The following is an 18148-nucleotide window of genomic DNA, read 5'->3' on the forward strand; positions in this document are numbered from 1 at the left end:
GCCGATGGAAACCGTCAAGGGCGTCGCGGTGAACGCCGAACCCGGCAGCCGCCCGGTGCTGATCGACGGCTGCGACACGATTTCCGCCCTGTTCCGCCTGCGCTGCGCACAGCATCCCACCCGCACGGTGCATCGCGAAAAGACGCTCGGCATCTGGCACAGCTACAGTTGGGGCGACTGGTGGGATCACGCGCGCTGGATCGGGCTCGGCCTGCGCCGTCTGGGCCTGCGGCGGGGCGAGGTGGTGCAGATCCTGTCCGAGGACCGCAAGGAATGGCTGTATTTCGATCAGGGCATCCAATGCGTCGGCGGCATCGCATCCGGCGTCTACACCACCGATTCCGCCGGACAACTGGCCTATCTGCTGACGGATTCCGCCTGCCGTTTCCTGATCGTGGAAAACGAGGAACAACTGGACAAGTTCCTCGACATTCCCGGCGGCGCGCCGGGGGTGGAAAAGGTCGTCATCCTCGACGACGAGGGGCTGCACGGCCTCAGGGGCGACCGGTTCCTGTTCCTGCCCGATCTCTACGCGCTCGGCCGGCAGGAAGAGGCCGACCACCCCGGCGCGTTCGAGACGGAAATCGACCGCAACCGGGCCGAAGACGTGGCGCTGCTGATCTACACATCCGGCACCACCGGGCCGCCCAAGGGCGCGATGCTGACGCATGAAAACATCCTCGCCGGGATGCAGGCCGGCCTGCGCGCGCTGGAGGTGGACGAGGATACCGAACAACTGTGCTTCCTGCCGCTGTGCCATATCTTCGAACGCAACAACTCGGCCTATTTCCCCATCGCGGTGCGGTCCACGGTGAATTTCGCCGAAAGCCCCGAAACCGTGTTCGACAACCTGCGCGAGGTGAGCCCCCATGTCTTTGCCGCCGTGCCGCGGGTCTGGGAAAAGGTGTTCTCGCGCGTGACGATCATGGCGCAGGAGGCGACATGGACCGGCCGCATGGTCTGGGGGCTGGCGCTGCGGGCGGGGTTCGCGCGGGCCGATGCCGACATCGCCGGTCGGCGGCCCGGGGCGGGGGTGCGGCTGGCGGCGTGGCTGGCCGACTGGCTGGTCTTTCGCAACCTGCGCCACATGCTGGGAATGAACCGCCTGGCGCAGGGCATCAGCGGCGCCGCCCCGATCAGCCCGGCGCTCCTGCGCTGGTACGCCGCCATCGGCGTGCCGGTGGTCGAAGGCTACGGCATGACCGAAAACGCCGCCACCTGCACCGTCAACCGCGCGGGCGCGAACCGCCCCGGCACGGTGGGCCCGGCCATGCCCGGCATCGCCCTGCGCATCGCCCCGGATGGCGAGGTGCAGGCGCAGGGCCCGGCCAATTTCAAGGGCTACTGGAACCTGCCCGACAAGACCGCGGAAACCTTCACCGCAGACGGCTGGCTGCGCACCGGCGACATCGGGCGGCTGGATGCGGATGGCCGCCTGACCATCACCGGGCGGCTCAAGGACATCATCATCACCCAGGGCGGCAAGAACATCACCCCGGCCGAAATCGAAAGCCGGCTGAAGTTCAGCCCCTATATCAGCGATGCCGTCATCATCGGCGACAAGCGCAAGTACCTGACCGCGCTGATCATGATCGACCAGGAAAATGTCGAGAAATTCGCGCAGGACCACAAGGTCCCGTTTTCCGATTTCGCCTCGCTCACCCGCACGCAGGCGGTGCAGGACCTGATCCGGGCAGAGGTGGACGCCGTGAACCGCGAATTCGCCCGGGTGGAACAGATCAAGGATTTCCGCCTGATCGACATCCTGCTGACGGCAGAGGACGAGGAACTGACCGCCACCATGAAGCTGAAACGCAGCTTCGTGGAACGCAAGCACAGCCATCTGATCGAGGACATGTACAGGCCCGAAGGGCCATAGGGGAGGAAACCATGAAGACACTTTCCACCACCATCGCCGCCGCCGCGCTGGCCGCAGGGCTCGCCACGGCGGCCGCCGCCCAACAGGGCGTCACCCAGACGGAAATCGTGATCGGTTCGGTCAACGACCTGTCGGGCATCTTCGCCGCCATCGGCGTGCCGGCCATCAACGGCGCCAACCTGCGCTTCGATCAGGCGAACGAGGCCGGCGGCATCCACGGCCGCAAGATCCGCTTCGTGGTCGAGGACCACGGCTATCAGCTGCCCAAGGCGACGCAGGCCTACAACAAGCTGGTCAACCGCGATCAGGTGTTTGCGATGATCCTGTCGCTCGGCACGCCGCACAACCTCGCGGGGTTCCAGATCATGGACCCGAAGGGGATCTTCAACATCAACCCCCTGACCGCCGCGCGCGAGATGCTGCCCGATCCCCCGGGCCGGAAATTCGTCGCCTATTCCAGCTATTACGACCAGATCGCCGCGGGGCTGCGCTATCTCAAGCAGGAACATGGCGTCACCAAGGTCTGCACCATGTACCTGCCCACCGACTTCGGCACCGAAACCGCCGCGGCCAGTAAGGAGGTGGTGGCGGATCTGGGAATGGAATTCGTGTCGGAAACCACCCACAAGCCGGACGAACAGGATTTCGTCGGCGCGGTGCAGAAGCTGCGCGCGGACGGCTGCGAGGTGGTGACGACCGCGCTCGGCGTGCGCGCGGGGATCACGGTGGTCGGCACCGCCAAGCAACTGGGCTGGACCGAGGCGAAGTTCCTGACCAGCGCCGCGGGCTTTCTGGAGGCCGTGGCGGCGGTGCCGGGCGGCGTGACCGACGGGCTTTATGCCGCGTCGGGCTGGGTGGATCTTCAGGCGCGCAAGGACGATCCGGCGCCGGCAGAGTTCATGACCGCCTTCACGGCGAAATACAACCAGCCCGCCACCGGTTTTGCCATGCTCGGCTATGCCACCGCCGACCAGGTGGTCCGCGCGCTGGAGGCAGCGGGGCCGGACCTGACCGGGGACAGCTTCCTCGCCGCGATGGAAAACCTCGACTATCAGGACGAACTGATGGACACCCGCATCAAGACCAGCCCCGACAACCACCAGGCCGCCAATGACGTGACCATCTCGGTGGTCGAGGGCGGTCTTTGGAAACTGATCGCGCGGCAATGACCGCACGCCGGGGGGCGCAGGCGCCCCCCGGCGCCCCGTCAGCGTCAGCCCGCCAGCATCTCGCGCACCAGCGGGATCACCCGCGTGCCGTAAAGCCGGATCGACTCCATCAGCTGCGCATGCGGCATCGGCCCGCTGGCGTATTTCAGATCGAACCGCGACAGGCCGAGCGCCTTCACCGTCGCCGCGATCCGCCGCGCCACCGTTTCCGGCCCGCCGACATACAGCGACCCCTCCGTCGCCTCGTTCAGGAAAGCCGCCTTCGCCATCGGCGGCCAGCCGCGTTCGCGGCCGATCCGGTCGTGCAGGCGGCGGTAATGGGGCCAGAACACCTCCAGCGCCTCTTCGTCGGTCGCCCCCACATGGCCGGGCGAATGCACGCCGATGGGGCGCACCGGCTGGTTCAGTTGCGCGCAGGCGCGATGGTAGAGATCGACATACGGCACGAACCGCCGCGGATCGCCGCCGATGATCGCCAGCATCAACCGCAGGTCGTGGCGCACCACCCGGATCACCGATTCCGGGCTGCCCCCGACGCCGAGCCACGTCACCAGCCCCGCGGGGCCGAGCCGCGGATAGACCCGGGCCTTCGACAGCGCCGGGCGCGTCCCGCCCTGCCACGTCACCTCCTCCTCGCGCAGCAGGCGCGCGAAAAGGTCCACCTTTTCCTCGAACAGCTGGTCATAATCCGCCAGGTCATAGCCGAACAGCGGATAGCTTTCCGTGAACGACCCCCGGCCGAGGATCACCTCTGCCCGCCCCGACGACACCGCGTCGAGCGTGGAAAACCGCTGGAACACCCGCACCGGATCGTCGGAGGACAGCACCGTGACGGCGGTGCCGAGCCGGATCCGGCGGGTGCGCGCGGCGATGGCGGCCAGCACCACCTCTGGCGCGGAAATGGCGAAATCGTCGCGGTGGTGTTCGCCCAGACCGATGAAATCCACCCCCGCCTCGTCGGCCAGCACGCCCTGGTCCACCACCTCGCGCAGCACCTGCGCCTGTGGTTGCAGCGTACCGTCGGGGCCGGTCGTCACATCCCCGAACGTGTCGAGGCCGAGTTCGAGGGTGGCGGGATCGGGGGTCATGGCGCGCTCCGCTGTTTTGATCCTGTGATCCTAGCGGGGCGGCCCGCCGGGGGCCAGCGCATCGGCGCACAGGGGCTGTTCGGCGCCGGCGGGTGTTCGCAATCCGGCCCTGTTCTGCTAACTGGACAGCGGAGTGGCGACGACGGGGGGGGGATGGATGCGCGGTTTCTGGCTCTTGCCTGCCGGCGCACTGATCGGGGCGGCACTGACCTATGCCGTGATGACGGCTTCGGGCGCGCTCGACCAAGGCGTCGCGCAGACCCATCGCTGCGATCAACTGGCGCGCGAGGACGATGCCCGCAGAAGCGCCGCGAAGATCCTTGAACACCTTCTGCGCGACAGAACCCTGCCGGACCTGCGGGCCATCGCCGACGCCGCCGGGCTGCGTGTCGACCAGTTCGACAAGGGCGATCATGCGGAAATCGTCGTCGGCCACAGCCCCGGAACGGCGGCCCTGACCTTCGCGGTGCCCGCAGGCGGCGGCATATCCGTGCGCGCCCTGCCCGGAAGCGCCCCCTGCGACGCATCGGCGGGCGCCCGCTGACCGCCGGGCGCCCTCAGCCGTTTTCCCGCAGCACCACCCCGGCGAGGTAGAGCGAACCGCAGATCAGCACCCTTGCCTGCGGATCCTTGTCCAGAATCGCGGCCAGCGCCGCCGCCACATCCGGCGCGGTGGCGGCCGCCAGACCCGTGCCGCGGGCGGCCTCGGCCGTCGCCTCTGCCGGCAGGGTGTTGGCCTCGCCCGGGATCGGCACGGCGACCAGCGCGCGGGCCTGCGCGGCCAGCGGGCGCATGAAGCCCGCGACATCCTTGGTGTTGAGCATGCCGCAGATCAGATAGGTGGGCCGGGGCGGCATCATGGCCAGCGTCGCCGCCACCGCGGCCCCCCCCGCGGGGTTGTGCCCGCCGTCGAGCCACAGTTCCGCCGCCCCCGCCTTGTCGACCAGCGGGCCACGGCGCAGGCGCTGCATCCGGGCGGGCCATGCGGCGCGGGTGACGGCGGCTTCGCACGCCGCCTCGCCATGGCCCAGTTCGCGCAGCGCGGCGATGGCGGCGCCGGCATTGTCGATCTGGTGCGGGCCGGGCAGGTTCGGCAAGGGCAGGTCCAGCAGCCCGCGCGTGTCCTGATAGACCAGCCGTCCGCGTTCGGCCCAGACCTGCCAGTCGCGGTTGGCGACGGACAGCGGCGCCGACAGCCGTTCCGCCCGCGCCTCGATCGCCGCCAGCCCCTCGGCCGCCTGCGGGCCGACGATGCAGGGCACGCCGCGCTTGAGGATCCCGGCCTTTTCGCCCGCGATCTCGGCCAGCGTTTCGCCCAGATATTGCTGGTGGTCGATGGACACCGGGGTGATCACCGTCAGCCGCGGCCTGTCCACCACATTCGTCGCGTCCAGCCGCCCGCCCAGGCCCACCTCCAGCAGCAGCGCATCGGCGGGGGTGCGGGCGAAGGCCAGAAAGGCGGCGCAGGTGGTGATTTCGAAAAACGTGATCGGCTGGCCGGCATTCGCGGCCTCGCATTCGTCCAGCAGCGCGGCCAGCGCGGGTTCCGCGATCAGGTCGCCGGCCAGCCGGATGCGTTCGTGGAACCGCGCCAGATGCGGCGAGGTATAGGCATGCACCCGCAGCCCCTGCGATTCCAGCCCCGCGCGGATCATCGCCTGGGTGGACCCCTTGCCGTTCGTCCCCGCGACATGGATCACCGGCGGCAGCGCGCGTTCGGGATGGCCGAGCGCCGCCAGCAGCCGGTGCATGCGGTCCAGCGTGAGGTCGATCACCTTGGGATGCAGCGCCATCAGCCGTTGCAGGATGGCATCGGAACCGGCGGCGGTCACGGGCGGGCTCAGACCGGGGCGCGGTCGATGCGCGACAGCGCGTCGTTCACCGCAAAGGCGATGGCGCGGATGCCGGTGATGCCGAAGGCGCCAAGCCGCGCCGCGTGTTTGGCGCGGTACGCCTCTGCCTGATCGGCGGTCTCGAAGAGGTAGAGCCCGCCGGCGCGGCCCTCTGCCTCGGATTCCGTCCAGATCTTCCAGACGAGGCCGGGCTCGGTGGCGATGTCCTGCGCCAGCCCCGCCATCGCCTCGGCCATGGCCGGGCCCCAGGGGCCGGAATAGGGGAAATCGAATTGCAGAAGGGTGCGACTCATGGCGGTTCCTCCGTAGGGCTTCGGTGCCGGCCGCAGTCTCGCCTATTTCGCCGCCGGGACGGAAGCGGAACCTTGCGCGGCCTCGTCCGCCGGGGCCGGGTCGTCGGCCACGGCGGGCGGCAGGTCGGCCTTCACCGCGGGCGGCTGGCGCAGCAGCATGCGCAGGATGGTGATCAGTTCGTCCCGCATCTGCCGCCGGTGCGTCACCCGGTCCAGCATCCCGTGGTCGAGCAGATATTCCGCGCGCTGGAACCCCTCGGGCAGCTTTTCGCGGATGGTCTGTTCGATCACGCGCGGCCCGGCAAAGCAGATCAGCGCATTGGGTTCGGCGATCTGCACATCCCCCAGCATGGCGTAAGAGGCCGTCACCCCCCCCGTGGTCGGATGGGTCAGCACGACGATGTAGGGCAGGCCGGCTTCCTTCAGCATCTGCACCGCCACCGTGGTGCGCGGCATCTGCATCAACGACAGGATGCCTTCCTGCATCCGCGCACCGCCGGCGGCGGCAAAGACCACCAGCGGCCGGCGCAGTTCCACCGCGCGTTCGGCGGCGGCGACCAGCGCATTGCCCACATACATGCCCATCGACCCGCCCATGAAGGCGAAATCCTGCGCCGCGGCGACGATCGGGGTGCGGCCCATCTCGCCCTCGGCGACCAGCATCGCATCCTTTTCGCCGCTGGCCTTCTGCGCAGCCTTCATGCGTTCGGGGTATTTCTTCTGGTCGCGGAAATGCAGCGGGTCGGCCAGCGGTTCCGGCACCCGGATCTCGGTGAAGATGCCGCCGTCGAAGAGCGCCCTGAACCTCTCGCGCGGCGTGATCGCCATGTGGTGGTCGCAGTTGGTGCAGACGTTGAGGTTGTCCGCCAGTTCGCGGTGGAACAGCATCGTCCCGCATTCGGGGCATTTCGTCCACAGGTTCTCGGGGATCTCGCGGCGCGAGAACAGCGAGTTGATCTTGGGGCGGACGTAGTTGCTGATCCAGTTCATGCGGGACTGGCCTCCGGTTCGGGGGTCACGGGTCGTTCCCAGATAAGCGGCACGCGGGGGAAATGCAATCGCGCCTGGGCCCCCGGACGTCAGTCTGCCGGGGCGGCGCCGCGGGCCTGGATGCGGCGCAGGCGCCCCAGCTTCTTCTGCATCGCCTGCGCGCGGCGGCAATCGGGGTCAAGCTGCGCGGCGGTTTCGGCAAGGCGCAGCGCGGTGTCGAAATCGCACAGCCGGACATAGGCCTGCGCCATGCGCAAAAGCGCGTCCTTCGGCGCGCCGTCCCCAGAAAAATCGAGGCGTCCGAATGCCTTGCGCAACGTTTGCGGCCGGGGGCGCGGCATCGGATGGAACCCCCGGCCGGAACGTTCGATATAATCTGCGATCTCGATGAAGGGGGGCTTGGCCGGGTTTTCCGCCACCACCACGTCGAGGCAACGCCGCGCGGCATCGAAATCACCCCGGTCCATCGCATCGACGGCCTGCTTGAGATTGTAGTCGGGCAACAGCGTGGGATCGAGCTCGATCTTCGGCACGTCGCCGGTGCGGAACACCGACAGGACAAGCTCTTTCAGCCGGTTCTCGCGCAAGAGCCGCTTGGCGACGAGATGTCCCGCATGATCGAGCGGAACGAGCGTCGCGCCGGGATATACCGGCATCACGAATTCGGTGACGAAGGCGTTGTCGATGGGATTCTGCGGGTCATAGCAGACGACCGGATCGAAAGGGGTGCGCGGGACCTCGGGCAGGTCGGGGTGGATGATGCGCGTACCGGCCCAGACCGGATTCTTCTGGAATCGCAGTGCATAGGGATGTGGCGGCAGCTTCGGCGCCAGCGCGACGGGCCGCGCTTTCGCCGCGGCGGCGTAGAACAACGCGCAATAGCCGCCCAGACTTTGCCCATAGGTGAAAACCTTGTCGTAGTCGCCGAGGACGGGCGCGATCAATTCGGCGAAGCGGTCCCAGGGCAGGGACTGGTAGAAGTCATGCTTGGCCTCGGCCACATGTACATGGTCGAAACCCTTGGCCAGCAGGAACTCGCTTCCGAAACCCATGGGCGCGATGTCCATGCCGACCGGGTTGAAGCTGATCACCAGCGTGTCCGAACCCGAGGGCTGCCGATAGCGGGTCATCAGATAGCGGTCGGTGCCGGCCAAGGTTTCGGGCCTGAAATCAGTCATCGCGCCGGGCTCCTGTCGCGCAAGGGAATAGGGTCTGGATAGCGCCCCTGGCCCGGCGAGGCAATCGTGGTACCGGGCCCGCCCGTCCCCCGCCCCTGCGCCGGATTTCCGCTGTCCGGCGTCACATATGCGCGATTTTCTGCCCAGGGGGCTTTCCCGCGGCGGCGAAATCACGCTAAGAGCGGAGGTATCGAGTTGAAACGACCCGCGCCACGGGAAAAGGTCGCTCACGAACGGCGACGGGCCGGGGACAGAGGCAAGACGGCTGGAGGCCAGGCAGAATGATGGCAAGGACGATCGGCGCGGTGGCTGGCGCGGCATTCGCATTCCTCGGGGGCGCGGCGGCTGCGCAATCCACGAACCTCGTCGACACCAAGACCGACTGGAGCGTCTTTGTCGAAAACAATCCCCAGAAGGAATGCTGGGGCGTGGCGCAGCCGAAGGAAACCGTGAACAGCAAGGACGGCAAGCCCGTCCAGGTCCGCCGGGGCGACATCCTGCTGTTCGTGACCTTCCGTCCCGGTTCGGGCGCGAAGGGCGAGATTTCCTTCACCGGCGGCTATCCGTTCGCGCCGGGCTCGACCGTGACGGTCGAGATCGGGACGAACCGGTTCGAGATGATGACCGACGGCGAATGGGCCTGGCCCACCGATGCGGCCGCCGAGGGCGCGGTGCTGGCGGCGCTGAAGGGCGGCAGCCAGGCGGTGCTGACGGCGCGGTCGGCGCGCGGGACGCAGACGAAGGACACCTTTTCGCTGATGGGGTTCACCGCCGCGATGCAGGAGGCGGAAAACCGCTGCAAGTGACCCGGCCGGAACGGCCGGACCCGAGCCCCGCCCCCGGCGGGGCTTTTGCGTTTCGGGGGTGCGGGTCGGCCTGCGCACCCGCCAGCGGCGGGGCGGGAAACGCAAGCCCGGCCCGAAAACCCCGCATTGCATGCCGCGGGCGATGGCCTGCGCCAGTCTGATCGCCGCCGCCGGCGAAGCGATTTCCGCGCTCCGATGCATGGCGGGGGCGATGGCCCGCACCCGTCCGCGCAAGGGGCCGGGGCCGACCGGACGGGCCCCTGCCCCGGGGACGGCGGATGTTCCGGCCGGATGACGTCCGCCACCTCCGCCGCCTTTTCTGCTTGCGCACCCCCGGGCGGACCGTCCAGATCCTGAACCCGATACCCCGTTGGAACCGGATGCCCCCATGTCCTATCACCCTGCCGCAGAGGTGTTCGCGGTTTTCCTGCGGCTCGGCCTGACATCGTTCGGCGGGCCGATCGCGCATCTGGGCTATTTCCGCGAGGAACTGGTGGTGCGCCGGCGCTGGCTGGACGATGCGGCCTATGCCGATCTGGTGGCGCTGTGCCAGTTCCTGCCCGGCCCCACGTCCAGCAAGGTGGGCCTGGCCCTCGGCCTGATGCGGGCCGGATGGTTGGGCGGGCTCGCGGCCTTCGTCGCCTTCACCCTGCCCTCGGCGCTGATCCTGTTCGGCCTTGCGATGACCGCGGGCACATTCGCCGGGCCGGGTTGGGCGGGGGCGCTGCACGGGCTCAAGATCGCCGCCGTCGCCATCGTGGCGCAGGCGGTGCTCGGCATGGCGCGCACGCTCTGCCCCGATGCGGGGCGGGCGACGGTGGCGGCGGGCGCGGTGGCGGTGCTGGCGCTGGTGCCCGGGTTCTGGGGGATGGCGGGGGCGATCCTTGCGGGCGCGCTGGCGGGGCTGGTGCTGGCGCGCGGGGATGGCGCGCCGCCCCCGGCGGCCCGGATCCGCCTGCCCGGCACGCCGGCCACGGCGCTGGCCGCGCTGACGGCCTTTGCCGCGCTGCTGGTCGGCCTGCCGCTGCTGGCCCCGCAGGCACCGGTGCTGGCGCTGGCCGACGGGTTCTATCGCGCGGGCGCGCTGGTGTTCGGGGGCGGGCATGTGGTGCTGCCGCTGCTCGAATCCACCGTGGTGCAGACCGGCCGGGTGCCCGCCGACATGTTTCTTGCGGGCTATGGCGCGGCACAGGCGATGCCGGGGCCGCTGTTTTCCTTCGCCGCCTATCTGGGCGCGATCCAGGAGCCTGCGCCCAACGGCGCCCTGGGGGCCGCGGTCGCGCTGCTGGCGCTGTTCCTGCCGGGGTTTCTGGTGCTGGCGGGGGTGCTGCCCTTCTGGGACCGTTTCCGCACGCTCGCCCCGGTGCGGGCGCTGATGCGGGGGGCGAATGCGGCGGTGGTGGGGATCCTCGGCGCCACGCTCTACGACCCGCTTTTCACCCGCACGATCCTCGGGCTCGACGATCTCGCGCTGGCGCTGGCCTGTTTCGTGGCACTGGCGGGCTGGAGGGCCGCGCCTTGGGCGGTGGTGCTGGCCGCCGCCGCCGCGGGGCTGGCGCTGGCGTGATCGCATTGCCGGTTCCGTTTTGCCGCAAGATCGCCTATATGGGCGGCTTGACCCCGCCCGAGGTTCCGCCGATGACCGCCACCGCCCCCATCACGCAAGACGTGCTGACCCTGCCGCGCAAGCTGCCCGAGGGCGGGCGGCTGAACCTGATCGGCCTGACGCGCGACCAGCTGCGCGAGGCGCTGATCGCCGCCGGTACGCCGGAACGGCAGGCGAAGATGCGGCTCGGCCAGATCTGGCAATGGGTCTATCACTGGGGCGTGCGCGATTTTGCGGCGATGACGAACCTCGCCAAGGACTATCGCGCGCTGCTGGCCGACCATTTCACCATCGAGATCCCCGAGGTCGTCAGCCGCCAGATCAGCGCCGACGGCACGCGCAAATACCTTGTCCGCATCGCGGGGGGGCATGAGGTCGAAACCGTCTACATCCCCGAAGACGGGCGCGGAACGCTGTGCATTTCCAGCCAGGTCGGCTGCACGCTGACCTGTTCGTTCTGCCATACCGGCACGCAGAAACTGGTGCGCAACCTGACGGCGGGGGAAATCCTCGGCCAGGTGATGCTGGCGCGCGACGATCTGGGCGAATGGCCCCGCCCGGGCGAGCCGAAGCGGGAAGAACGGCTGGTGTCGAACATCGTGCTGATGGGCATGGGCGAGCCGCTCTACAATTTCGACGCGGTGCGCGATGCGATGCGGGTGGTGATGGATGGCGAGGGGATCGCGCTCGGCCGCCGCCGGATCACGCTGTCGACCAGCGGCGTGGTGCCGGAAATCGCCCGCGCGGCGACAGAGATCGGCTGCCAGCTTGCCGTCAGCTTCCACGCCACCACCGATGCGGTGCGCGACGTGCTGGTGCCGATCAACAGGAAGTGGAACATCGAAACCCTGCTGGCCAGCTTGCGCGATTATCCCCGGCTGTCGAACAGCGAACGCATCACCTTCGAATATGTCATGCTGAAGGGGGTGAACGACAGCGATGCCGATGCCCGCCGGCTGGTGCGGCTGATCGCGGGGATCCCGGCCAAGATCAACCTCATCCCCTTCAACGAATGGCCCGGCGCACCCTATCAGCGGTCCGACTGGGACAGGATCGAGGCTTTCGCCGACATCATCTACAAGGCCGGCTACGCCAGCCCCATCCGCACGCCGCGGGGCGAAGACATCATGGCCGCCTGCGGGCAACTGAAATCCGCCACCGAACGCGCCCGCAAGTCCCGCGCCGCCGTAGCGGCAGAGGCCGGGCTCAGTAGCTGATCCAGACCCCCGCGCGGCCCACCAGCGGCGCCGGGCCCGGGATGGGCGCGGCGATGCGGTGCCGCAGGCCCAGTTCCAGCTGCACCCCCTTGCGCGCCTGCCAGACCACCGCGGACTGGCTGCTGATCCAAAGCCCGCCGATGGGGTCGCGCATCGCCTGCGCCTGGAACACCGTCATCAGCCGGTCGCCATGGCGAAAGCCCAACGTCGCCTCCGCACCATAGCGCGCACCGTCGCCGCGCAACTCCGCCCGCAGGTCGAGCGCCATCCACCCCGGCACCGGCCCCGCGAAACCGCGCCCGATGGCGATCCCGGGGCGCGCATAGCCCTGCCCCCGCGCGTCGAGCCCGAAGCCCGCCTCGGCCGCGATCTGCACCCCGCCCGCGGTAAAGGACCGGCGCAGGATGGCCACGCGCTTGCCGGGCCCCCCACCGCGCCCCGCCAGCGCCAGATCGAGCCCGAACGTCCAGCCCCCGCCGAGGCCGTATTCGCCATAGCTCGACATCGCGCCGTCGCCCTCGACGGCGAAGGCGAGGAACACCTCGCCCCTCTCGCGTGGCCAGGGGCCCGCCGCGGCGGCGGCGGCAGAGGCCAGCCACAGGATGATCGCCAGCCAGCCCCGCCCCACCATCGCCACCTCCTGCGCCAGCCTCGGCGGCAAAGGTTAACGGATGGTTAACGCGCCCGGCCGCGCGCCCGGCGGCCCCTGTCGGCGCCGGGGGCCAGCCCCCGGACCCCCGGGATATTTGGGGACAGAAAATGAACAGGCCGGGATTCGAGCCCACCCCTCTCCATTTTCTGTCCCTAAATATCCCCGCCGGAGGCCACCGCCCGCACCACCCGCACCGCCGCCGGGCGGGCGCGCGAACTTCGCCGTTTCCCTCGCCCCCGCGCGCCGCTAGGCTGGGCGCACCCGAACGGAGCCCGCCATGACCGACCTTCCGCTGATCGAGGCCGCCGCACGCCGTCTTGCAGGACAGGCCCGGCGCACGCCGCTGCTCTCCTCGCCCTTTCTGGACGAGATCGCGGGCCGGCGCGTGCTGGTGAAGGCCGAATGCCTGCAACATACCGGATCCTTCAAGTTCCGCGGCGGCTGGTCGGCGGTGTCGGCGCTGCCGGGGGATATGCGGGCGCGCGGGGTGATCGCCTATTCCTCGGGCAACCATGCGCAGGGGGTGGCGCTGGCGGCGCGGCTGCACGGGGTGCCTGCGGTCATCGTCATGCCCGAGGACGCGCCGCGGCTGAAGATCGCCAATACCCGCGCGCTCGGGGCCGAGGTGGTCCTATACGATCGCGCCACCGGCGACCGCGACGCGATCGGGGCGGACATCGCCGCCGAACGCGGGCTGAGCCTGATCAAGCCCTTCGACGACGCCCAGGTGATCGCCGGTCAGGGCACCACGGGGCTGGAAATCGCCGAACAGGCGGCGGCGGAGGGCGTGGCGGCGGCCGATGTGCTGGTGCCCTGCGGCGGCGGCGGGCTGACCGCCGGGATCGCGCTGGCGCTGGAGGGCCGCACGCCGGGCCTGCGCGCGCGCCCCTGCGAGCCCGAGGGCTTCGACGACACCGCGCGCAGCCTTGCCGCCGGCACATGGCAGCGCAACGACCACCTTTCCGGTTCCATCTGCGACGCCATCGTGACGCCGGAACCGGGGCGGCTGACCTTCCCGATCCTGCGGCGGCTCTGCGGCCCCGGGCTTGTCGTCAGCGACGACGAGGCGCTGCGGGCCATGGCGCTGGCCTGGCAGCGGCTGAAGATCGTGGTGGAACCCGGGGGCGCGGTGGCGCTGGCGGCGGCGCTGTTCCGGCCCAAGGCCATCGCGGGCGATGCGGTGATCTGCGTCGCCTCGGGCGGCAATGTGGACCGCGATCTGTTCCAGCGCGCGCTGGCCGGCCTGCCCGCGGACTGACGCCCCCCCGTGTCCCCCCATTGACGGGTTGCGCGCCGGGGCGCAAGCGCGCAGAACGGGGGGACCATTCAGGGAGGCCCCATGCAGATCCGCGACCTCGGCGACATCCGCCTGCATTACCGCGACGAGGGCCCGGCGACGGGCGCGCCGGTGCTGTTTCTCAACTCTCTGGCCACCGACCTGCGGCTGTGGGACAAGATCGTGCCCCTGATGCCCGCCGGGCTGCGGCTGGTGCGGATGGACACGCGCGGGCACGGGCTGTCGGATTGTCCGCCCGGGCCCTATGCGATGGGCACGCTGATCCGCGATGTCGAACGGCTGATGGAGGCGCTCGGCCTGCGCGATGCGGTGGTGGTGGGGCTGTCTCTGGGCGGGATGATCGCGCAGGGGCTGGCGGTCAAGCGGCTGGATCTGGTGCGCGGGATGGTGCTGTCGAACACCGCCGCCAAGGTCGGCACCGCGCAGATGTGGGAGGACCGCATCGCCGCCGTGCGCAGGGACGGGCTGGAACATATGGCCGATGCCACCATGACCCGCTGGTTCACCCGCGCCTTCCGCGACACGGCCGAACTTTCCGGCTGGCGCAACATGTTCGTGCGCACCCCGGTCGAGGGTTTCATCGGGTGCAGCCATGCCATCGCGGGCACCGATTTCTTCGCCACCACCGCCGCGCTGACCCTGCCGACGCTGGCCATCGCCGGGCCCGAGGACGGGTCCACCCCGCCCGATCTGGTGCGCGAGACCGCCGATCTGGTCAAGGGCAGCCGGTTCGAGCTGATCCGCGGCACCGGCCACCTGCCCTGCGTGGAACGGCCGGCGGATTATGCCGCGGTCCTGACCCGGTTCCTGGCCGATACCGGGCATTGCTGATGGCGGCCTTCCTGCTGGTCCACGGATCCTGTCACGGCGGCTGGTGCTGGCGCGACCTGATCCCGGAACTGGCGGCATGCGGGCATGCGGCGCGCGCGATCGACCTGCCCGGCCATGGCGCGGACCCGACGCCCGCGGCGCAGGTCACGCTGGACGCCTATGCCCGCGCCATCGTCGATGCGCTGGCGGAACAGGACGGCGCCATCGTCGTCGGCCATTCGATGGCGGGCTACGCCATCGCGGCGGCGGCGGAACTGGCGCCGGAACGGATCGGCAAGCTGGTCTATCTCTGCGCCTATGTGCCGGTGTCGGGCCGGTCGCTGGCCGACATGCGCCGCGCGGCGCCGCGGCAGTTGCTGGCCCCGGCGGTGCGCCCCGCGCCCGACGGCGCGGCCTTCACGCTCGACCCCGCGCTGGTGCCCGGCATGTTCTACCACGATTGCCCGGCAGAGGCGGCGGCCTATGCCCTGCCCCGGCTTTGCCCGCAGCCCGTGGCCCCGCAGGAAACCCCGCTGACCCTCACCCCGCTGTCGGCGGGGGTGGAACGGCACTATATCCGTTGTGCACAGGACCGGGTGATCGCGCCCGAATATCAGGCGGCGATGACCGCGGGTTGGCCCGCGGCGCGGGTGCATGTGCTGGAGTGCGGGCATTCGCCCTTCTTCGCGATGCCCGGGGTGCTGGCGGACCATCTGTCGCGGATCGCCGCGCCCGCGCCTTCGTGAACATGGCGGCGCGGGCCGCCCACTGCCGGTAAAAGGTATCGCATGCGTACCCGTCTGCCCTTCGTCTTCATCCTGATGACCATCCTGATCGACGCGATCGGGGTGGGGCTGATCCTGCCGGTGACGCCGCAGCTGATCGAGGAGGTGACGGGCGGCCCGCTGGCCGATGCGGCGCTGTGGGGAGGGGTGCTGACCTCGGCCTTTGCGGTGATGCAGTTCCTGTGCGGCCCGGTCATCGGCGCGCTGTCCGACAGGTTCGGGCGGCGGCCGGTGCTGCTGATCTCGCTCGCCGTGATGGTGGTGGATTACCTGCTGATGGCGGTGGCGGGCAGCATCTGGCTGCTTCTGGTCGGGCGCATCGTGGGCGGGCTGACGGCGGCGACGCATGCGACGGCGGCGGCCTTCATTTCCGACATCTCGCCGCCCGAACGGAAGGGGCAGAATTTCGGCCTGATCGGCGCGGCCTTCGGGGTGGGGTTCATCCTCGGCCCGGTGATCGGCGGCCTTCTGGGCGAACTGGGCACCCGCGCGCCCTTTTACGCCGCGGCGGCGCTGGCGGCGGCGAACCTGCTGCTCGGTCTTTTCGTGCTGCCCGAGACGCTGACCGACCGCATCCGCCGCCCGTTCGAGTTCCGCCGCGCCAATCCCTTCGGCGCGCTGGCCGCGATCGGCCGCCTGCCGGGGCTGCGCCGGATGATCGCGGTGTCGTTTCTCTACGAGTTGTCGTTCACCGTCTATCCCGCCACCTGGGCCTATTTCGCCACCGCCCGCTTCGACTGGGAACCGGGCACCATCGGCCTGTCGCTGGCGGTGTTCGGCCTTGCCTTCGCGCTGGTTCAGGGCGGGCTGATCCGGCTGATCCTGCCCCGGTTGGGCGAGATGTGGACGATGCTGTTCGGCCTTGCGGGAAGTGCTGCGACCTTCACCATCCTCGCCTTCATCCGCGACGGCGACCTGGCGCTGGTGCTGATCCCGCTGTCGGCGCTCGGCGCGGTGGTGATGCCGGCGGCGCAGGGCCGGATGGCGCGGCGCACGCCCGACAGCCAGCAGGGCGAATTGCAGGGTCTGCTGGCATCCCTGCGGGCGGTGGCGATGATCGCGGGGCCGCTGGCGATGACGGGCACGTTCTTTGCCTTCACCGCGCCGGGGGCGCCCGTCTACATGCCCGGCGCGGCCTTCCTTCTGTCGCTGGCGCTGGTCGGCGTCTGCGCGGTGATCCTGTCCTACCCGCTGTTGCAGCGCCGGCGGCGGTAGGGGCGGGATCGGCCCTGCGGTGTGTCTGGCGAAGGCGCGTGCCGTCGCCAGACACACCGCAAGGGGAAGGCGGCCCCTCAGGCCGCCTTGGCCACCAGCCGCACCGGCAGGCTTTCCAGCGTGCGCAGGGCGTTGACCATGCGGTAGACGGGTTCGCCCGTCAGTTCGATCCGGTCCACCCGGCGGACGAGTTCGCCCAGGATGCATTCCGCCTCGAGCCGCGCGATGTTCTGGCCGATGCAGTTGTGCACCCCCGTGCCGAGCGCGACATGGACCCCCGCGGTTTCACGGTCGACGCTGAAACGGTCGGGATCGGGGAATTTCTGCGGGTCGCGGTTCGCCGCGCCCAGGAAACAGCCCACCTTCATGTCGTCGCGCAGCCGGCAGCCTTCCAGATCGACCTCGCCCGAGGTCACGCGATAGATCACCCGCGCGGGCGAACCCAGGCGGATCGCCTCGTCGAAGGCCGCCTTGACCTTGCCGGGGTTGGCCTTGAGCTTTTCCCACTCGGCCGGGTTCTGCGCCAGATGTTTCAGCGTCTCGCCGATGCCCGCGATCGTGGTGTCCACGCCCGCGCGCAGGAAGGACCGCACCTGCACCCCGCCGGTGCCGGGGGCGAATTCGCCGCGGTCCTCGGCCTCGAAGATTTTCTCGGCAAAGCCGCCGGGGATCACGCTTTCGCGCTGGAAGGCGCGCTGGTAGTCGTCGAGGATCGGCGCGACCCGTTCCATCGAGCGGCGGTAGATCTCGTTGTCCGGGCCCATCTGGTTGAAGTTCATCTCGCCCAGATCCAGGAAATTCGCCTTGGGCATCTTGACGCCGAGCGCGCCGGTAAAGGCGTTCAGAACGAATTCCTGCACCGTTTCCGTCACCGCGTCGACCTGCCCCTTTTCGAGGCACCGATCCACCACGCGGCCGGCCTCTTCGGTGAACGAGGTTTTCCACTGCCGCAGCACGACCGGCGAGATCACCTTGGTCAGCGCCGCGCGCACCTGCGTGTGCTGGGGCGGATCGACCTCGCTGATCGGGCTCGGGGCGCGCAGGGCGCCGGGCTTGCGGATGTCGGTCAGCCCGATCCCGCCCGACGACAGGAAATGCACGTGGTCGTGCAGCACCTTGTGGGTGACGTCATAGCGGCCCACGGCATAGACGCCGTATTTCGACAGAAAGACGACCGGCCCGGCCTCGCGCAGCTGATGGTGGAAGGGCTCGGGGTCGCGCATGACCTCTTCGGCATAGGGGTCGATGTCCAGGACGGGGATGTCGCTGTCCAGAATGGCTGTATCTGCGTTTTGCATGGCTGTTCCTCC

Annotated in this window: 17 protein-coding genes; 10 read left to right on the plus strand and 7 right to left on the minus strand. The window is 69.7% G+C overall.

Annotation, left to right across the window (positions count from 1 at the left end; translation table 11 throughout):
* The first annotated feature begins 4 nt into the window (after positions 1 to 4).
* Positions 5 to 1879 carry an AMP-dependent synthetase/ligase gene (locus RGD00_RS00220; RefSeq protein WP_310455494.1) on the plus strand — a complete coding sequence of 625 codons (1875 nt, stop codon included), beginning with the start codon at positions 5 to 7 and terminating at the stop codon, positions 1877 to 1879.
* 11 nt (positions 1880 to 1890) lie between these two features.
* Positions 1891 to 3048, plus strand: a complete 1158-nt coding sequence (locus RGD00_RS00225) for an ABC transporter substrate-binding protein (protein ID WP_310455044.1) — start codon at positions 1891 to 1893, stop codon at positions 3046 to 3048.
* 44 nt (positions 3049 to 3092) lie between these two features.
* Here RGD00_RS00225 and RGD00_RS00230 read toward each other — a convergent pair whose 3' ends face one another.
* Positions 3093 to 4136 carry an LLM class flavin-dependent oxidoreductase gene (locus RGD00_RS00230; RefSeq protein WP_310455046.1) on the minus strand — a complete coding sequence of 348 codons (1044 nt, stop codon included), beginning with the start codon at positions 4134 to 4136 and terminating at the stop codon, positions 3093 to 3095.
* 157 nt (positions 4137 to 4293) lie between these two features.
* Between RGD00_RS00230 and RGD00_RS00235 the strand changes: the two genes are divergently transcribed.
* Entirely contained in the window at positions 4294 to 4680 is a 387-nt protein-coding gene (locus tag RGD00_RS00235) for a hypothetical protein (RefSeq protein ID WP_310455048.1), read from the plus strand.
* Between the two features lie 13 nt (positions 4681 to 4693).
* Here the strand turns inward: RGD00_RS00235 and RGD00_RS00240 are convergent, their stop codons facing one another.
* From RGD00_RS00240 to RGD00_RS00255, 4 genes are all read right to left on the minus strand, one after another.
* Entirely contained in the window at positions 4694 to 5929 is a 1236-nt protein-coding gene (locus RGD00_RS00240; RefSeq protein WP_425603333.1) for a bifunctional folylpolyglutamate synthase/dihydrofolate synthase, read from the minus strand.
* Between the two features lie 47 nt (positions 5930 to 5976).
* Positions 5977 to 6282, minus strand: coding sequence for a monooxygenase (locus tag RGD00_RS00245; RefSeq protein WP_310455051.1), 306 nt, complete (start codon positions 6280 to 6282; stop codon positions 5977 to 5979).
* A 42-nt stretch (positions 6283 to 6324) separates the two neighbouring features.
* A complete protein-coding gene (gene accD, locus RGD00_RS00250; RefSeq protein WP_310455052.1) occupies positions 6325 to 7272 on the minus strand; it encodes an acetyl-CoA carboxylase, carboxyltransferase subunit beta in 948 nt (315 codons plus the stop codon).
* Positions 7273 to 7361: 89 nt separating this feature from the next.
* Positions 7362 to 8450 carry a tetratricopeptide repeat protein gene (locus RGD00_RS00255; RefSeq protein ID WP_310455053.1) on the minus strand — a complete coding sequence of 363 codons (1089 nt, stop codon included), beginning with the start codon at positions 8448 to 8450 and terminating at the stop codon, positions 7362 to 7364.
* Between the two features lie 281 nt (positions 8451 to 8731).
* On the opposite strand from RGD00_RS00255, the gene RGD00_RS00260 reads away from it, so the two are divergent.
* From RGD00_RS00260 to rlmN, 3 genes are all read left to right on the plus strand, one after another.
* Positions 8732 to 9256: an invasion associated locus B family protein gene (locus RGD00_RS00260; protein WP_310455055.1), complete on the plus strand. Its 525-nt coding sequence runs from the start codon at positions 8732 to 8734 to the stop codon at positions 9254 to 9256.
* Between the two features lie 388 nt (positions 9257 to 9644).
* A complete protein-coding gene (gene chrA, locus RGD00_RS00265; protein WP_310455057.1) occupies positions 9645 to 10823 on the plus strand; it encodes a chromate efflux transporter in 1179 nt (392 codons plus the stop codon).
* A gap of 71 nt (positions 10824 to 10894) precedes the next feature.
* A complete protein-coding gene (gene rlmN, locus RGD00_RS00270; RefSeq protein ID WP_310455058.1) occupies positions 10895 to 12079 on the plus strand; it encodes a dual-specificity RNA methyltransferase RlmN in 1185 nt (394 codons plus the stop codon).
* Here rlmN and RGD00_RS00275 read toward each other — a convergent pair.
* Positions 12069 to 12710, minus strand: coding sequence for a hypothetical protein (locus tag RGD00_RS00275; protein WP_310455059.1), 642 nt, complete (start codon positions 12708 to 12710; stop codon positions 12069 to 12071). The two genes, rlmN and RGD00_RS00275, sit on opposite strands and share 11 nt — an antisense overlap.
* A 298-nt stretch (positions 12711 to 13008) precedes the next feature.
* Here RGD00_RS00275 and RGD00_RS00280 point away from each other — a divergent pair, with 298 nt between their 5' ends.
* From RGD00_RS00280 to RGD00_RS00295, 4 genes are all read left to right on the plus strand, one after another.
* The gene (locus tag RGD00_RS00280; protein WP_310455061.1) at positions 13009 to 13989 is read left to right on the plus strand and encodes a threonine ammonia-lyase; all 981 of its coding nucleotides are present in this window, start codon (positions 13009 to 13011) and stop codon (positions 13987 to 13989) included.
* 81 nt (positions 13990 to 14070) lie between these two features.
* Positions 14071 to 14859, plus strand: a complete 789-nt coding sequence (gene pcaD, locus RGD00_RS00285; RefSeq protein WP_310455062.1) for a 3-oxoadipate enol-lactonase — start codon at positions 14071 to 14073, stop codon at positions 14857 to 14859.
* Positions 14859 to 15584, plus strand: a complete 726-nt coding sequence (locus RGD00_RS00290; protein ID WP_310455063.1) for an alpha/beta fold hydrolase — start codon at positions 14859 to 14861, stop codon at positions 15582 to 15584. The genes pcaD and RGD00_RS00290 overlap by 1 nt, the downstream gene beginning before the upstream one ends.
* Before the next feature lie 42 nt (positions 15585 to 15626).
* Complete coding sequence (locus tag RGD00_RS00295; RefSeq protein WP_310455064.1) at positions 15627 to 16838, plus strand: TCR/Tet family MFS transporter; 1212 nt, start codon at positions 15627 to 15629, stop codon at positions 16836 to 16838.
* Positions 16839 to 16915: 77 nt separating this feature from the next.
* On the opposite strand, the gene RGD00_RS00300 is transcribed toward RGD00_RS00295, so the two are convergent.
* The gene (locus RGD00_RS00300) at positions 16916 to 18136 is read right to left on the minus strand and encodes a cytochrome P450 (protein WP_310455065.1); all 1221 of its coding nucleotides are present in this window, start codon (positions 18134 to 18136) and stop codon (positions 16916 to 16918) included.
* Positions 18137 to 18148: the final 12 nt, after the last annotated feature.

The organism is Ruixingdingia sedimenti, from assembly GCF_031432425.1.
Taxonomy (GTDB): Bacteria; Pseudomonadota; Alphaproteobacteria; order Rhodobacterales; family Rhodobacteraceae; genus Ruixingdingia; species Ruixingdingia sedimenti.

Bases quoted from the DNA above. Each gene is read 5' to 3' on its own strand.
- RGD00_RS00230 (WP_310455046.1), bottom strand. From the start codon at position 4,136: ATGACCCCCGATCCCGCCACCCTCGAACTCGGCCTCGACACGTTCGGG.
- RGD00_RS00290 (WP_310455063.1), top strand. From the start codon at position 14,859: ATGGCGGCCTTCCTGCTGGTCCACGGATCCTGTCACGGCGGCTGGTGC.
- chrA (WP_310455057.1), top strand. From the start codon at position 9,645: ATGTCCTATCACCCTGCCGCAGAGGTGTTCGCGGTTTTCCTGCGGCTC.
- RGD00_RS00220 (WP_310455494.1), top strand. From the start codon at position 5: ATGGAAACCGTCAAGGGCGTCGCGGTGAACGCCGAACCCGGCAGCCGC.
- pcaD (WP_310455062.1), top strand. From the start codon at position 14,071: ATGCAGATCCGCGACCTCGGCGACATCCGCCTGCATTACCGCGACGAG.
- RGD00_RS00280 (WP_310455061.1), top strand. From the start codon at position 13,009: ATGACCGACCTTCCGCTGATCGAGGCCGCCGCACGCCGTCTTGCAGGA.
- RGD00_RS00245 (WP_310455051.1), bottom strand. From the start codon at position 6,282: ATGAGTCGCACCCTTCTGCAATTCGATTTCCCCTATTCCGGCCCCTGG.
- RGD00_RS00300 (WP_310455065.1), bottom strand. From the start codon at position 18,136: ATGCAAAACGCAGATACAGCCATTCTGGACAGCGACATCCCCGTCCTG.
- RGD00_RS00240 (WP_425603333.1), bottom strand. From the start codon at position 5,929: ATGGCGCTGCATCCCAAGGTGATCGACCTCACGCTGGACCGCATGCAC.
- RGD00_RS00295 (WP_310455064.1), top strand. From the start codon at position 15,627: ATGCGTACCCGTCTGCCCTTCGTCTTCATCCTGATGACCATCCTGATC.
- accD (WP_310455052.1), bottom strand. From the start codon at position 7,272: ATGAACTGGATCAGCAACTACGTCCGCCCCAAGATCAACTCGCTGTTC.
- RGD00_RS00255 (WP_310455053.1), bottom strand. From the start codon at position 8,450: ATGACTGATTTCAGGCCCGAAACCTTGGCCGGCACCGACCGCTATCTG.
- RGD00_RS00260 (WP_310455055.1), top strand. From the start codon at position 8,732: ATGATGGCAAGGACGATCGGCGCGGTGGCTGGCGCGGCATTCGCATTC.
- RGD00_RS00225 (WP_310455044.1), top strand. From the start codon at position 1,891: ATGAAGACACTTTCCACCACCATCGCCGCCGCCGCGCTGGCCGCAGGG.
- RGD00_RS00275 (WP_310455059.1), bottom strand. From the start codon at position 12,710: ATGGTGGGGCGGGGCTGGCTGGCGATCATCCTGTGGCTGGCCTCTGCC.
- RGD00_RS00235 (WP_310455048.1), top strand. From the start codon at position 4,294: ATGCGCGGTTTCTGGCTCTTGCCTGCCGGCGCACTGATCGGGGCGGCA.
- rlmN (WP_310455058.1), top strand. From the start codon at position 10,895: ATGACCGCCACCGCCCCCATCACGCAAGACGTGCTGACCCTGCCGCGC.